This window comes from Mucilaginibacter sp. R-33, from assembly GCF_049949235.1.
Classification (GTDB): Bacteria; Bacteroidota; Bacteroidia; order Sphingobacteriales; family Sphingobacteriaceae; genus Mucilaginibacter.
The window spans coordinates 697,553-712,969 of the sequence record NZ_CP188089.1; the positions used below are offsets into that span (position 1 = coordinate 697,553).

General features: G+C 41.0%; 11 protein-coding genes. 6 read left to right on the forward strand and 5 right to left on the reverse strand.

Annotated elements, in window-relative coordinates; genetic code table 11:
• Positions 1-20 precede the first annotated feature (20 nt).
• A complete protein-coding gene (locus tag ACP26M_RS03150; protein WP_426586083.1) occupies positions 21-1,034 on the forward strand; it encodes a LacI family DNA-binding transcriptional regulator in 1,014 nt (337 codons plus the stop codon).
• Positions 1,035-1,327: 293 nt separating this feature from the next.
• On the opposite strand, the gene ACP26M_RS03155 is transcribed toward ACP26M_RS03150, so the two are convergent.
• Positions 1,328-2,788 (reverse strand): PLP-dependent aminotransferase family protein, encoded by a 1,461-nt coding sequence (locus ACP26M_RS03155; protein ID WP_426586085.1) that lies wholly within the window; start codon positions 2,786-2,788, stop codon positions 1,328-1,330.
• A 257-nt stretch (positions 2,789-3,045) separates the two neighbouring features.
• On the opposite strand from ACP26M_RS03155, the gene ACP26M_RS03160 reads away from it, so the two are divergent.
• Together ACP26M_RS03160 and ACP26M_RS03165 are read left to right on the forward strand one after the other, a co-directional pair.
• Complete coding sequence (locus ACP26M_RS03160; protein ID WP_426586087.1) at positions 3,046-3,483, forward strand: carboxymuconolactone decarboxylase family protein; 438 nt, start codon at positions 3,046-3,048, stop codon at positions 3,481-3,483.
• 64 nt (positions 3,484-3,547) lie between these two features.
• The gene (locus ACP26M_RS03165; RefSeq protein ID WP_426586089.1) at positions 3,548-4,258 is read left to right on the forward strand and encodes an SDR family oxidoreductase; all 711 of its coding nucleotides are present in this window, start codon (positions 3,548-3,550) and stop codon (positions 4,256-4,258) included.
• A 41-nt stretch (positions 4,259-4,299) separates the two neighbouring features.
• On the opposite strand, the gene ACP26M_RS03170 is transcribed toward ACP26M_RS03165, so the two are convergent.
• On the reverse strand, positions 4,300-5,709 hold the full coding sequence (locus ACP26M_RS03170) for an MFS transporter (protein ID WP_426586091.1): 1,410 nt from the start codon (positions 5,707-5,709) through the stop codon (positions 4,300-4,302).
• A 32-nt stretch (positions 5,710-5,741) separates the two neighbouring features.
• A complete protein-coding gene (locus ACP26M_RS03175; RefSeq protein WP_426586094.1) occupies positions 5,742-6,776 on the reverse strand; it encodes a bifunctional transcriptional activator/DNA repair enzyme AdaA in 1,035 nt (344 codons plus the stop codon).
• A 364-nt stretch (positions 6,777-7,140) separates the two neighbouring features.
• Here ACP26M_RS03175 and ACP26M_RS03180 point away from each other — a divergent pair, with 364 nt between their 5' ends.
• Both ACP26M_RS03180 and ACP26M_RS03185 read left to right on the forward strand, forming a co-directional pair.
• The gene (locus tag ACP26M_RS03180; protein ID WP_426586096.1) at positions 7,141-7,419 is read left to right on the forward strand and encodes a hypothetical protein; all 279 of its coding nucleotides are present in this window, start codon (positions 7,141-7,143) and stop codon (positions 7,417-7,419) included.
• Positions 7,420-7,839: 420 nt separating this feature from the next.
• Positions 7,840-10,386, forward strand: a complete 2,547-nt coding sequence (locus ACP26M_RS03185; protein WP_426586098.1) for a glycosyl hydrolase 115 family protein — start codon at positions 7,840-7,842, stop codon at positions 10,384-10,386.
• A 273-nt stretch (positions 10,387-10,659) separates the two neighbouring features.
• Here ACP26M_RS03185 and ACP26M_RS03190 read toward each other — a convergent pair whose 3' ends face one another.
• Positions 10,660-11,403, reverse strand: a complete 744-nt coding sequence (locus ACP26M_RS03190) for a LytR/AlgR family response regulator transcription factor (RefSeq protein WP_426586100.1) — start codon at positions 11,401-11,403, stop codon at positions 10,660-10,662.
• Positions 11,400-12,386, reverse strand: coding sequence for a sensor histidine kinase (locus tag ACP26M_RS03195; protein WP_426586102.1), 987 nt, complete (start codon positions 12,384-12,386; stop codon positions 11,400-11,402). The genes ACP26M_RS03190 and ACP26M_RS03195 overlap by 4 nt, the downstream gene beginning before the upstream one ends.
• 404 nt (positions 12,387-12,790) lie before the next feature.
• Here ACP26M_RS03195 and ACP26M_RS03200 point away from each other — a divergent pair, with 404 nt between their 5' ends.
• Positions 12,791-15,346: a TonB-dependent receptor domain-containing protein gene (locus ACP26M_RS03200; protein ID WP_426586104.1), complete on the forward strand. Its 2,556-nt coding sequence runs from the start codon at positions 12,791-12,793 to the stop codon at positions 15,344-15,346.
• The last annotated feature ends 71 nt before the right edge of the window (positions 15,347-15,417 follow it).

The window sequence follows — 15,417 nt, forward strand, 5'->3', positions numbered from 1 at the left end:
AGTTTTGTTTCCAGTTTAAAATGAAAAAATTATCGATTAACGATATTGCTCGTCAGTTGAATGTAGCCAAGTCTACGGTCTCTTTTATTTTGAACGGAAAGGCGAGGGAAAAAAGAATAAGCGAAGAGCTATCCATAAAAGTTTTAGCATTTGCCGAACAAATGGGGTATAGGCCCAGTCAGCTGGCCAAGAGCCTGAGCACAGGCAAAACGCAGATGATCTGCCTTATGGTTGAAAAGATTTCCGATCATTTCTTTTCTCAAATTGCCTATCACCTGGAAGCTCTGGCTTATAAAAACGGTTACAAGATCATTTACTGCAGTACGGAAAATGATACTGAAAAGGCCAGGGAGCTGATAAGCGTATTTCGGGCGCGTCAGGTAGATGGGTATATCATCACCCCGCCTGCTAATATAGATGCCGAAATCAGGGGGTTATTAAGAGATAACCTGCCGGTTGTATTGTTTGACAGATACCTGCCCGATACGCTAACAGACTACGTTGGATTAGACAACTATAACGGCACCAGAGAAGCAGTTGAGCATTTGATTATAGCGGGAGCAAAAAGGGTTGCATTAGTTACCATAAGTTCGGATCAAACTCAAATGCTCGAAAGGCTCGCCGGTTATGAGGCAGCTTTAGCGTTACATAAATTAAAACCCCTGGTACTTAAAGCGTCATTTGAAGATGACATGGAAGCTACGATAAACCTGATTGTCCAATTCTTAAGGAACAATGCTGATGTCGATGCGATTTTATTTGCAACTAATTATCTCGCATTAAGCGGTATAAAAGCAGTTAACGAACTGGAATTAAATATTCCGGCTGATATTTCTGTAATAGCTTTCGACGATCACGAAGTATTCAATATTTTAAACCCGCCCATCAGCGCAATTGCCCAACCTATAGCGGAAATCGCTACGCAACTGTTCCATATGCTGTTGGACCGGTTGCAAAACAAAAATACGCTGAATGATGTAAGTAAGGTCATTGTCAAGCCTGATCTGGTATTAAGGAGGTCGACAAAACAATAGCCTCAAGGGATATCTGGAACTTCTGAAACCTGAAATTTGCTATTGGCGAAAATTTGCCTTCAGAGCAATGAACACAACAAGCGGTTTTAAATACTATTGATCAGATGCTTTGACCAAGCATCTGCTTTGTCTTTGAAAAAGTATTCCGAAGTCTGGCGGAATTTCTTGCGGTCATCTCCGTTGATGACAACAGTAAACACCTTTTGTTGGTATGGGCGGCTCTAAAGCAGGTATGTGGACCTGCTAAGGGCGCAATTACCCCCGAGGCCGTTAAACTCAGTCTGCTGCCTTGTTTATAAGGACATAGCTAAGATGTTTATTGTTTCGCTTAATTCGTTTAAATTCATCGAGGCAAATCCAAAACGGATTGCGTTGTACTTAATCTCAGGGGTATCGAATAAATTACCATCATTAACATACAACCCCCGCTTCGCTGCCCTGGCTGCAATATTGCTCAGCAGATAATTTTTATCAAATTTGACCCATATGGCCAAGCCACCGGAAGGTTTTTGAAATGCTGCTACCCCTTTCAGGTGTGCTTCTAATTCGGCGCATAGATGGTCCCGCCTTTCGAGATATATTTTATTTGCCTTTTTCAGATGCTTGCTGATGTCTCCGTTTATCAGCAAAGTTGCAAGCGCATCTTCCAAAATATGATCCCCTTTCATATCTATCAATCTGCGTAACCGGACAGCTTTTCTGATAAAGTCTGTTGGACCTATCATAAAGCCTATGCGAATACTGGTTGTCAAAGATTTTGAAAATGATCCGATATACACCACCCGGTTATGATGATTACCTGCTGCAAGGGGAAGGTATGGAGACGAACTGTAATGAAAGTCATAATCGTAATCGTCCTCGACAATAATAAAATTGAATTGTTCAGCCAGTTCCAGTAATCGAATTCGCCTTAAAGGGCTTAAGGTCACGGTTGTAGGATGATGATGATGCGGTATCAGATAAAGCATACTGATCGGGTGTTTTTTACAAACTTCTGCTACCACTGCAACGTCAATTCCGTTCTCGTCTACAGGCACCCTTATAATATGTGCTCCCATATGATTGAAAACATCATTGGCAACATAAAAGCCCGGCTCGCCGACCACTACATACTTTCCTGGAGACAATAGCAAACTCGCCGCTATGTAAATGCTCATCTGCGCACCATGAGTGATGATGACGTGTTGTTCCTGTAATTGAATTCCGCGGGTAGCTCCAAGATGGTTCACCAATGCAGTTCGTAGCTTAATTGACCCCGGGGGCAGTGTCGCAGGTATATGCCTGAAAGCGTATGAATTTCTCATACGGCTATTATACTCCCGGTTAAGCAGGTGCAAGGGAGCCAACCGGTGATCAGGATGCCCGTCATCGATGATCAATTGAAACACCTCCGGTTTTATCAAGGCTGTTGAAGCCTGGTTGGTTAGAGGGATCTGAACAGTGGTTTCATACCCATAACCAGCAGTTTTTTTATCCCATTTTCGGGGCCTGAATTCCGGTAGTTCCAACGCAACTGCAAATCCTTTTCGGGCAATCGGATATATCCAGCCCTGGGCCTCCATTTCATTAAAAGCGGCGATAACTGTCTTACGGTGCACTTTTAATAAGGAAGCCATTGCTCGTGTACCTGGCAAAAGATCGCCTTTATTAATCACGCCGTTTCTGATATGCTCGATCAACTGGTTGGCAATTTGTCTAAACACTGCCAGATTATCCGACCTGTTGATAGAAATAAGTGTTTCGAATGGAAGCATGGACTACCTGAATTTTAAAAACTGGATCACAAAGATAGTCCTATTTGATTTTAATTTTGGCGAAGAAACACGAAAATCACTTTAGAAACGATCTTATCATCTCAATTAGGTAAAAGATAGTTCAGGCATGCTCCTGCTGCTTATTGCAACAGGTGCACAAATGTGTTATCCTGAACCGGTATGAGCCGTATTAAAAAGGACGTTTATTTCTTACCAAGAACAGTGAGTTTCGAATAATTAAAGGCAAAATTACTACTATGTCAAACAGAACAATTCTCAGAGATGCTGATCCGGAAGCATTTAAAGTTATGATGGGATTCGAGCGATATCTTTCACAGAGTTCTTTAACGAAAACTCATGCAGAACTGATAAAGATCAGGGTATCGCAAATTAATGGTTGCTCTTATTGCATTGATAAACATATTACAGACGCAATAGCGGCCGGTGAAAGCCATCGTCGTATTCATTTATTAAGTGTATGGCGTGACACACCGTTCTTCTCCGAAGAAGAACGGGCAATTTTAGCCTTGGCGGAAGAAATGACACATCTTTCCTCTCACGGTGTTTCTGATGAAGTTTATGACCATGCAGTTAAACTACTGGGGCAGAAATATTTTACAGAAGTAATGATGGGAGTTATTGCGATGAATGCCTGGAATCGTGTCGGGATAACTACAGGAAGAAAGCCTTCATAATAAATTGTGCCTTTATGAATAAAGTTGGTTAAAAACTTTTAGGTCACAATTACGATTAAACAATATGAAAGATAATAAGAAGGTATGTTTAATTACAGGTGCCAGCAGTGGTATTGGTTATTCAATCGCTAAGGCTTTAAGCGCTGATGGATATCAGCTGATTTTATCGGCGAGGCGAGAAGAAAAACTGAATAGCTTAAAAAATGACTTTACCGACGTATTTCCCGGAGATATCAATTCCGTAGAATATCAGGATAAACTGATAGAGTATATTTATAATCAATATGACCGATGTGATTACCTGTTTAATTGTGCGGGTACGCTTGAAACAGGGACTATTGATGATATAGATATTGACAGGATGTGCGCCATGATGCGTGTGAATGTTGAATCGACGTTCCGCCTTACCTATGCATTGCTTAAGAGATTTAAAAAACAGGGTTTGGGGCATGTTATAAATATTTCAAGTGTCCTGGGAACCAAAGTCCGGCCGACAGCCGGAGCCTATTCTGCGACCAAATTTGCGATGGAAGCTTTATCTGAAGCCTTAAGACTTGAACTTGCGGGAAGTGCCGTACAAGTTTCATGTATTGAACCGGGACTGGTGATGACGGAGCTGCATAAAAACTGGGCAGTTCATCCTAAAGAGAGTATGGGCATTCACGAACCATTAAATACGGGCGATATTATTTGTATTGTCAAGTTTATAATGGACCAGCCTGCCAATGTCAGAATTCCTAAGATTATGATCCTGCCAAGGGACCATAAAATATGATTGACACATCATGTTGGATAAATATATATTTAACACGCTGGTCAATAAGACTTACTTGTAATTTTCGGCAACAAAAACAGCATAAGTGAAACGATGAATAAGAAGGCAATACTGCCAGACAGACTATAGTCAAATGCTTTTTTATAATCTGGATGCGCCTTATCAAAAGCAAGAACCTGATAAAAAATACCCGCTAATAGACTAATGCCCAAAGCGGATGCTGTTTGTTGAAAAGTGGAAAAAACGCCTGCCGCAACGCCTGAAAATTTCGTTGGAATACTTTTCAAACCTATAGTAAGCAGGGAAGGTAAAACCAAACCGTTTCCAAGACCATATAATCCTATTAAAAGATTAATCGTAATCCAACTAACATGAGGTTCAAAAAATCGAAGCTGAAGCAAAAATGAAATTAAGATCAAAACTAACCCGACCTGAAGTACCCATTTACCGAATCTTACGATTAGTAATGATGCAAAAAATGACGAGGCCATAAATAGCAGCGCGTGCAATATGAAAAACAGCCCGCAATTTAATGCGGAGTAGCCCAACCCTGATTGAAGGTAAACCGCCGAAATTAACAAATACGAAGTATGCAGCATGAAATGAAATAAAACCGCCAACATGCCAATGTTAAAGTCTTTGATTTGAAACAAAGTCAGATCTATTAATGGTACTTTGTTACGCCGTAATTTTTGACGCTGATTAAGAACAAAATACACCCATACAAATATTGATAATGTCAACATTACCAAACTCGATAGTGGCCAGCCTAAATCGCGGCCTTGCGTTAGTGGATAGATTGTTGTAGCCAGCGCTATCGTAAGTATGATCGAACCCTGATAATCAAATGCAGCTTTATTATCTTTTTCTGTTTCTTCTAAAAACTTCCAAATGGCTAAAAGAGAAATGGTACCAATTGGCAGATTGATTAAAAAAACAAGTCGCCACCCCGCGATCCAAAAGTGAGTATCAACAAGGTAACCGCCCAATATCTGGCCAATTATTGCCGCAATGCTCAGCGTAATACCGTACCAGCCAACGGCGGTCGCTCTTTCTTTTTCATTGCTAAATAGAATTTGGATAAAAGCGAGGGATTGCGGCGCCATAAAAGCCGAGCTTACTCCCTGAAAAAAACGCGTAATATTGAGCTGAAATGGCGTTTGTGATAAGCCGCACAGACATGAGGTAAGTGTAAAGTAAAACATTCCCCAAAAGAAGACCTTTTTCCGGCCGAAATAGTCACCCGCCCGGCCACCCGTGATCAGAAATGAAGCACTTCCCAACAGATAACCTGCAATCATTAACTGGACGTCGCCATTGCTGGCATGTACGCCATTTTTAATGCCCGGAATGGCCATATTAATAATAAAAATATCAATTACGTAGAGCAATGGAGCAGTCAAAACAACTGCCAGTACGAACCATTTTTGGTTCATATTCTTTGTTTTCATAATAAGTAAGTGAATAAAATTTTAGAGGGGGATCAGGATATTTTTTCGTGTTGAAGCAGCCATTGCTTACGCCAGATTCCACCGCCATAACCAGTCATTGCTCCATTTTCGCCGATTACCCGGTGACAAGGCACCAGAAGGGCAATCCTATTCATACCGTTAGCATTTGCCACAGCACGTATCGCGTCTGGGCTGCCAATATCAATGGCTTGTTGCTTATAAGACCGGGTTTCACCAAAGGGAAGCTGCTGAAGCGCATGCCATACTTTTTGCTGAAATTTGGTTCCTGGCATAAATAGCGGAACGGTAAACTTTTTTCTACTTCCTTCAAAATATTCATTCAGCTGTTGGGTCAACATGCTAAAATGCCGGTTATTACCAGGAATGATTTTTGCCTTCAGTGTTTTAGCCAGTGATTTTAACTCTGTTTCCAGCATTTTGCGGTCGGTAAATTCCAGTAGGCAAATTCCTTGATCCACTGCGCAGGCAATCATGGTTCCCAGTTGGGTTTCTATCCGGGTAAGATCAATCACATTTTTATCGCGGCTTTGACTTGGTGGTGCCCCAAAAACATTCTTGAATAGATCGTTAAAACCACTTAATGATTCGTAACCTGCTTCAAACGCGGCTATTGTCACAGCCTCACCTTTTTGGATCTTTTTGAAAGCCGAATTTATCCGAAACATTCGCTGATAAGCATTAAAAGTAATTCCATGATTTTTTAAAAACCACCTGCGAATGGTTACAGGCTGAATTCCTCTGGAGATAAGGTCACTCTCACGAAATCTTAAAGAAGGATTTTCGTTCAGTTCCTCAATTATCCTTTTAATAAACGTGGGCGTCTCACCCAGCTTTTCGAGCGGATTACATACCTTGCATGGCCTATAACCTTTTTTGAGTGCTTCGTTTGCTGTTTCAAGGAATTCTACGTTCTCTATTTTAGGTTTTCTTGCTGTGCAGCTTGGCCGGCAAAAAATGCCGGTACTTTTTACCGCGGTAAAGAAAACCCCTTCGAACTTTACATCCTTATCTATAATCGCCTGGTACATTGTTTCACGGGTCATCATCGTATTTTTTGTCAAAATTACCCTTGTCCAATCCTTGCAGCAACCGAAAACCGGACAACTATTTTTCTGAATATTTTAAAGTTAATGCTTCTTGCCCGGTGTTTTTAATCAGTACACTTGATTTGTTGCGCTGTTCAATATTATAAAGCACAGCGACAATTATAGCAAAGAAACATCCGATTGCAGCTAATGACCGGATCATATTGTGCTTGTTCCAATTATTTAGTAAACAAGCCAGTTGGCAAGGAGGTGATTGAGCGGCCAGGTTATAATTAACTGTTAATCGGTACGTTCCCAAACCTTGTTACTAACAAACTGATTAAGACTAAAACTGCGGAAAGAATAAGCAAACCTGTCACAATTGATGAGTAACGAACGACCATTGTACACCAAAAATATAAGCGCGAGTTTTGTACGTTATGTGATGGGCGATGGGCTAAACAATGAAGGCGGTGGCTGCGGTATATTGCCGAACCATGATTCCATCCTTGTTGAGGGCGTTATTAACCCTGTAAAAATACTTCCGGCAGGTAAAAATACAACCCGGCCAGCTTGGTTAAGTGTAAGTGTACCGGTTACCGCTGTTGAAGGCCTTTACAGGGAGAATGTGAAGGTAATTGAAGGGGAAAATAGGCCCCTTTAATTTTACATTACGCTATACGAGTGCTTAACCCATACTTTGCCGGCACCGGAGCACTGGAAATTTCACCTTGACTTGTGGCACAACCTCTATATGTCCGAAACTAACAAAAATTTAATGGAAAGATTATGCATAACTCTATGCCCCGAAGCCTTTCACTGTTTTTATCAAAATATAGAGCGGCCGATATGCTAATCCTGCCGGTAAACCCCGATTGAAATTAACAGGTTGGGTTATTTTATGACGGAGTGAAAAATTAGCCGATATTACAGTGCCGATAGCTACAGCATAAAGGCCGCTGAAAAATAGAATAAAGGCGCTAAATTAGAGCAGAATTACGGATATTAATAACCTAACTAAACTGGTGGTTTAACTCACGAGTTCGGTTGATTTTTAATACGGTCACATGATACAATATTATAAATGTTAAAATCACTCTTGAATACCCGCATAAGTTATTATAGATATTATAACCGCAGTATATTAAAAGCAACACCGCTACTGTTACTGGTAACCTTAACAACAATAAGCGTTAGTGCTCAAAATTTGATTGTAAAAACTGCTTTAGCCTCAAAATCAACAGATATTACAGTGGCCACTGCTCAAAAAAGTATAAGTTTAGCTATTGATAATTCTGATTACCAGGCGGTGAAACTTGCGGCTGGCTTTTTTGCTGACGATATAAAACAGGTTACCGGAACTTCGCCTGCTATTACTACTTTGCAACACCCCGCCGGTGAAATGATTATTGCCGGCACTATTGGTAAAAGCCCAGCTATTGATAGGTTGATAGCTGCACACAAGATCAAAGATATTAATAAAATTAAAGGCCGTTGGGAGGCTTCATTATGGCAAATAGTTAACAACCCCGCACCTGGTGTAAAAAAAGCGCTCATTATAGTTGGAAGCGATAGACGAGGGACAGTTTATGGACTCTTACAAATTTCAAGGAAAATAGGTGTATCGCCGTGGCATTGGTGGGCAGATGTTCCTACTGCTAAAAGAAAAACAGTTACGATCTCCGTACCTAAACCAACTTGGGATGAACCGGCAGTTAAATATCGCGGTATTTTTATTAATGATGAAGACTGGGGAATAAATCAATGGGCGAGGAAAAACTTTGAAAAGGATTTTGCACACGGCATTGGCCCCAAAACATATGAAAAATTATTTGAATTGATGTTGCGTTTGCGGCTCAACTATATTTGGCCTGCTATGCATGAAGTGTCTAAAGAATTTGGCGATACTCCCGAGAATGTAGCTTTGGCCGATCATTATGGTATTGTTGCAGGTTCATCACATTGCGAACCGATGCTGTATAATAACGTGCATTGGAACGAGAGACTTAAAGGTGTCTGGAACTATAGCACTAATCCTGATAGTATTTATAAATACTGGAAAGAAACTGCTAAGGATAGAAAAGACAAAGAAGCAGTTTGGACAATGGGTATACGCGGTATACATGATCGTGGTATGGAATCGCCACCGTCAGGTATACCTGAAAGGATAACCCTTTTAGAAAAGGTATTTAAAGACCAGCGAGATCTTATTAATCAATACGTCAATAAACAATGGGGGGCTGTTGCTCAATGTTTTGTTCCTTATAAAGAGGTATTGCCTGTGTATGATGCCGGCTTGAAAGTACCTGGTGATGTAACTCTGATTTGGGTAGATGACAATTTTGGATACATTCGCCGCTTATCGAATCCAACCGAAAGGAAGCGGTCTGGCGGTAGCGGATTATACTGGCATTTATCTTACTACGGAGGTCCTCATTCGTATACCTGGATCAATTCTACCGCCCCGGCATTGATGTGGGAAGAGTTTCATAAGGCCTGGGAAAATCAGGCCCGGACGATGTGGGTGATTAACGTAGGTGATGTTAAACCGATGGAATTGGGGATCGACTATTTTTCACGCTTATCATGGAACCCGGAAAGTCAACAGGCGGATGCACAACCCCAATTTTTAAAAACATTTCTCACAGAGCATTTTAATGAAAATGTAACTACGCTTAACAATTTGCTCACAGAATTTTATCGTTTAGGCACAGTACGAAAACCCGAATTAATGAATCGTGATTGGGCTATTTCTTTGTCAGATAAAGAAGCTATGCAATTACAAGCTGATTATCAGAAATTATTAAATCTTGAAACTTCTGTAGCAAAGTCCGTACCCTTAAATAAGCAGGATCCTTATACAGAAATGATTGGTTTTCCGGCCCGTATCATGGCAGAAACCGGACTTATATTTATGCATGACAGGGCAATTGTTTATGGCGCAAATCAAGCTGCCCATCAGGTCGAGATAGATCGCCTTAAAGCAGCTTTGGAATCCGAAGTTGATAATTACAACAATAAAATAGCAGGGGGGAAATGGCAATATATGATGCCGGGAACAGTAACCGGTCAAAATCTTCTATCATGGAATAGCCAGGTAGCATGGCCATGGGCTGAAACCAGGAAACCGGATACCACCAAAAAAGCAATTCAGGCGGATATAACAAGAAACGCTTCATCTGCCGATGAACAAACCACAGCTGGGACCGCAAAATGGTCGGTTATACCAGGATTGGGCAATAGCGGCCGGGCTATGGCATTGACACCGGTTAACCTTAATTTATCATGGAAACCTGGTGATGTAAAAGCTCCAACATTGAATTACAATTTTAAAACTGATGGTAATTCAGCAAAGGTGAGGATTGATTTTATGCCAACTTTTAGAATTTATCCGGGTATGCAATTAAGGGTAGCTATTTTAGTTGATAATAAATTTATTTCAACAACAGAAGTGCCGGGGTCAAATGGCAAGGAAGATGAGAATGGACCCAACCGTAACCAGGGTATTAGAAATAATTACGTTAGTGCATTAATAGATTTACCAGCATTAACCACCGGGACACATAAATTATCTATCAGGGCTATTGACCCTGGCGTAGTAATTGATAAAATTTCATTTTATAAAAATTAGCGTTCTTAACTTTTTTATTTATTCCCAAAGCCGACGGTCCCAAAAGAAAAGATATATTCGGGAAACCGTTCCTGAGGAAATCAGTAGTTGATTGCTGCGTGTGCTTCTTAAAGTATTTTACAAAGTAGGATGGGCGTCTACGACCCATGCAAACCTCCATTCCTTTATGGCAGGATCTGTAAAATTTGTATTGGAACATGTAGAGCCGTTTTAGAGAAACGAGGGTTATGCCAGCTCATGAATATTTAACCCCTGATAGACAACCAATGGTGATCAAGACCAATCCTTAAGGAATGTGTTAAAAACTTCTTTATATTGTTCGGTTACAGGTATCGTAGTATTTTCAATCTGGACAGAATTTTTGGTAACGGATTTGACTGCTTCTTTGGATACGATAAATGAGCGGTGAATTCGCAGGAAAATACTGGCCGGGAGTTTCTCTTCAAGGTTTTTCAGGCTTGTGAGGGTTAATAACGGTTTATCCTGGTTCGCCAGGAAAATCTTTACATAATCTTTAAGTCCTTCGATATAAAGGATGTCTGCTATATTAACCTTTACCAGCTGATAATCAACCTTAAGATAAATATAGTTCTTTTCAACAGGCGTTCCGGGAGTTATATTATTTTGAGCGCTTTCCAAAATCTCAAAATAATCATATGCTTTGGCAGCCGCTTTTGAAAAATCAACAAAACTAAACGGTTTCAGTAAGTAATCTAACGCGTTTACCTTAAAACCCTCTAAAGCATACTGATCATAAGCTGTTGTAAATATAACGCGCGGGCCTTTTTTCTTTCCGGTTTGCTCAATGATCCGGGCCAGTTCAACACCGCTTAGGTCAGCCATCCTGATGTCTAAAAATATCAATTGAAGGCCGGGTTGTTGATGAATAGCTTTCAGCGCTTCGATAGCGTTGCCGAACGTACCCTGTAAATTTAAAAACGGGGTTTGTTCAATGTACGAAGTAATTAGCTTTAAAGCTATCGGTTCGTCGTCTACAGCTATGCAGTCAATTTTCATTTGAATCGGAAAGTTAAATTTACAATGAATTCCCTGATATTGGAGTCGCGGTCAACCGATAATGTGTAGCGCCCGGGATATAGCAGGTCGAGTCTTCTTTTCGTATTTACAATACCGATGCCATTACTATCTTCCAACTGAGCCGTCTGTTCTTCAAAAAGGGAATTCCTGATCTCCAGCTTCAACTCTTCGGCAGATTGGCTGACCTCTATATAAATGTAACTTGGGTGTACACCGCTGATGCCATGCTTAAAGGCATTTTCAACAAATGGCAGGAAAAGCATGGGGGCTATTTCATGATTTTTTAGGTTGACCTGTTTTTCAAAAATGATCTGTACATCATCGCTCAGTCTCAGCTTCATCAGCTTGATATAGTCCTCAATAAATTTGATCTCCTTTTCCAGGTCGGTCAGATCGTTCTTGGTTTCATAAATAACATAACGCATCATATGCGAAAGCGTGTAAACCGCATCTTTAGACGCCACAGGGTTGCTATCGGCGAGTGCATAAATGGTATGCAGGATATTAAAAAAGAAGTGCGGATTGATCTGCGCTTTTAAAAAAGAAAGCTCTGAGCTGATTTTTTCCTGTTCGGTGGCACGGAAGGCTTCCTGGTCGGCCTTGATCTTCCGGGAGACCGCTATGATTGTGCTTACTCCGAGTAAAACAAGTGCAGTTATGATAGTCCAATAATTATAAACATGGTTATCGTCAGATGATTTTTTAGCCGGGTTTTTGTAAACTTTGGTAAATACAGCCTTCCAACCGGTTATTTCATCTAACCAATTGTTTAAGTACACAACGGAGACGAGAATAGCTATCATCAAAAGAACAAATAATACAGCCTTGTTTTTGTAAATCAATTGGGGAGTAAAATAAAACAGGTTGGCATAGAATAATGTTGCCCATACCAAATGTATCAATACCTGTTTGATCCAAAATTCACCGGGGAGTTTTAAGGGCCAGGATAATGGGAATAACATTAACGCTAATAAACAGGCCACTATATAAAAGTGAACTGAGAAAAAGATCTTCTTTAAGCCTGAAAAAGCCATATCGCGAATTTTACCATAAAAATAGCGGAAAAAAGTGCGTTTTGTTTCTCAGGCAAAACGCACCATACTGTATCAAATACAGTAATCAACTAAATCCCATCTCACCGGGATGCTGCAAATGACAAAATGTTTTTTTATTTTTTTTAAGGAATAGATGGTTTACAGGAATTAATAGACAGAATGACAACTTTGATCTATAGCTTATATTGAAAATTCCTCCAATCACAAAGCCATAGACTCTAACGTTCGTTTGGTCTATTATTAAGGCCGATCCGTCTATTCTGCAGATTTTGATCAATGTATTTACTTTGTTTTGTTTCAAAATCTCGAATATGGGAACTGAAAATTACAAGTTCAACTTAAAAAATACAACGAGCCTGCGGGCATTGAAACTGATAACCTGGTTTTTATTGGCAGCAGGGACCGTGCGAGCCCAACAGCCCGCAGGCCCGCCATCACGTGCCTCTTTGGGTAATGGAACTATCTTCGGAACCGTAATAGACTCCCTGACTAAAAAGCCACTGGACTATTCGACAGTAAGCTTATTTAAAGCAGGTACAACTGCTCCAGTGAACGGTAGCCTGGCAGATCAGAAAGGGAGTTTCAAAATCACTGGTGTGGCGCCGGGAACTTATCGCGTCCAAATCGCTTTTATAGGTTACTCCACCAAAACAATTGACGGCGTTGTTTTAACGGGAGCCAAAACCGACAGAAACCTTGGGCAGGTCATCGTTTCGCCAAGCGCTAAGATGCTGGCTGATGTTCAGGTTACCGGGCAAAGAGCCGTGGTGGAAAACCACATTGACAAATTAGTTTTTAATGCAGAAAAAGATGTAACCAGTGCCGGCGGCAATGCTTCTGATATCCTGCGCAAAGTGCCCATGGTTTCGGTTGACATGGACGGCAATGTTTCCCTCCGCGGAAATCAAAACGTGCGGATACTGATCAATGGCAAGCCTTCAGGAGCGTTGGTAACCAATGCGGGCGACGTTTTGAAATCCATGCCTTCTGATCAGATCAAGAATATTGAAGTGATAACGGCGCCCTCGGCTAAATACGATGCGGAGGGTTCGGCCGGCATTATCAATATTATTACCAAGAAGAAGGAGGTTGCCGGCGTAAGCGGCTCCGTCAATATGGGTGTAGGCACCCGTCAAAACAATGAGAGCGGAAATATCAATTTTAACAAAAATAAATTAAGCATTACAGCTAACCTTGGTTATAACGTTGGATGGCCGCAAACCACCTATCAATCCTTTAACAGTCAAAATACCGAACTGGGTACATCATCCTCGTCAAACGGGCAAAGTACATCAAATCGTCATTTTACCAATGGCTCGGCATCTTTGGGATATGATTTTAATGATCAAAACACGTTTAACTCTACTTTTAGCCTAAGGGGAGGGGCATTTAAAAATAAAGGTAACTCGGTCAATAGCAATAATTCTGCATCAGAGGGAAATATCGATTATACAGCCTTAACAAGCAACGAATTCAAAGTCTCCAACTTTGACTGGAATAACGATTTTACCCATAAGTTTAAAAAGGAAGGTGAAGAATTAAGCTTTGCTTTTCAATGGACACATGGCACATCAGATGTAAACTATCTGTCAGAATATTCTGCTTTTACCCAAAACCAGCGTGCGGTTAATAACGGTACCAATAACGAGTATACTTACCAGCTGGATTACGTACTACCAATCAGCAGGGTATTTAAGCTGGAAACAGGTGCGAAAAGTATTTTAAGGAGGATATCCAGCGAATACGATTTTTTCAATCCAGATGCTTCAGGCGCGTACGTATTTAATACGGCCACATCCAACACCTATAGTTACGACCAGGACGTGTACTCGGGCTACGGCTTGCTTACTGCAAATTTGAAAGATGGTTTTACTGTACAGGCAGGTGCCCGGTTAGAGAATACAAAAATTAATGGAAATTCGGGTAATGTCAGTGCGGGCCTGGCACCTTTTGATAATACCTATACCAATTTTATTCCAAGCTTTGTGATTTCAAAGGCTTTAACGCCTACCCAAACGCTGAAACTAAGCTATAGTAAGCGTATCCAGCGGCCGAGCCTGCAATATTTAAACCCGTTTCTGAATACCAGCAACCCTCTCAACCAAACGCAGGGTAACCCGGAATTGTCGCCAGAAATTACGCAGACCGTGGAAATGACTTATTCTACCTTCATCAAAAGCAGTGTGATCAATGCCTCCGTCTATTATAGGAAGACCGATGATATTATTGAAAGCTACGTGCGTACAGTGCCTTACACCACGGTGGATAATAACGGGAACCCGGTTACCAGGGATGTTTCCCTCACCAATTACCTTAACGTGGGTAACAATAATTCCGTTGGTGTAACCTTCTTTGGCTCAACAGAATTGTTCAAGGTCCTAACCATACGGGGCAACGTTAATGCATTTACCTATAAACCGCAGGTGATCAGTAGCCTACAGCAAGCAAGCCAGTCTACCTATGTTCAGTACAATGCCTTCATTAGCGGAACAGTAAAAATAAACAAGGCTTTGTCTGCCGAAACTTTTTTGATCCAGAACTCGGCAAGGAGAACTTTCCAGGGAACAAACCCCTCTTTCAATTTATGGGTGATAGGTTTGAAGCAGGATGTTTGGAAAAAACGCGGAACTATTGGTTTGAACATTACCCAGCCATTTAAGGATTATAAAGACTTTACTTCCAATATCAATAGCGGCCCGCTTAGTCAAAGCAGCAGGTTCTCAGTGCCGTTCAGATCTTTTGGCGTTAGCTTTGCCTACAATTTCGGTAAAATGAATTTTGGTCCGCAGATGCCTAAGAAGAAACGCGGCGTTAACAATGATGATTTAAAACAGGGTGACAGCAATGGGCAAGGGGCGCAAAATTGATAGACAATATTGAGGGAGAGTTTTTTGAGTAATACCCTTATCACGGTAAAATGATGGCTATATGGGCTATA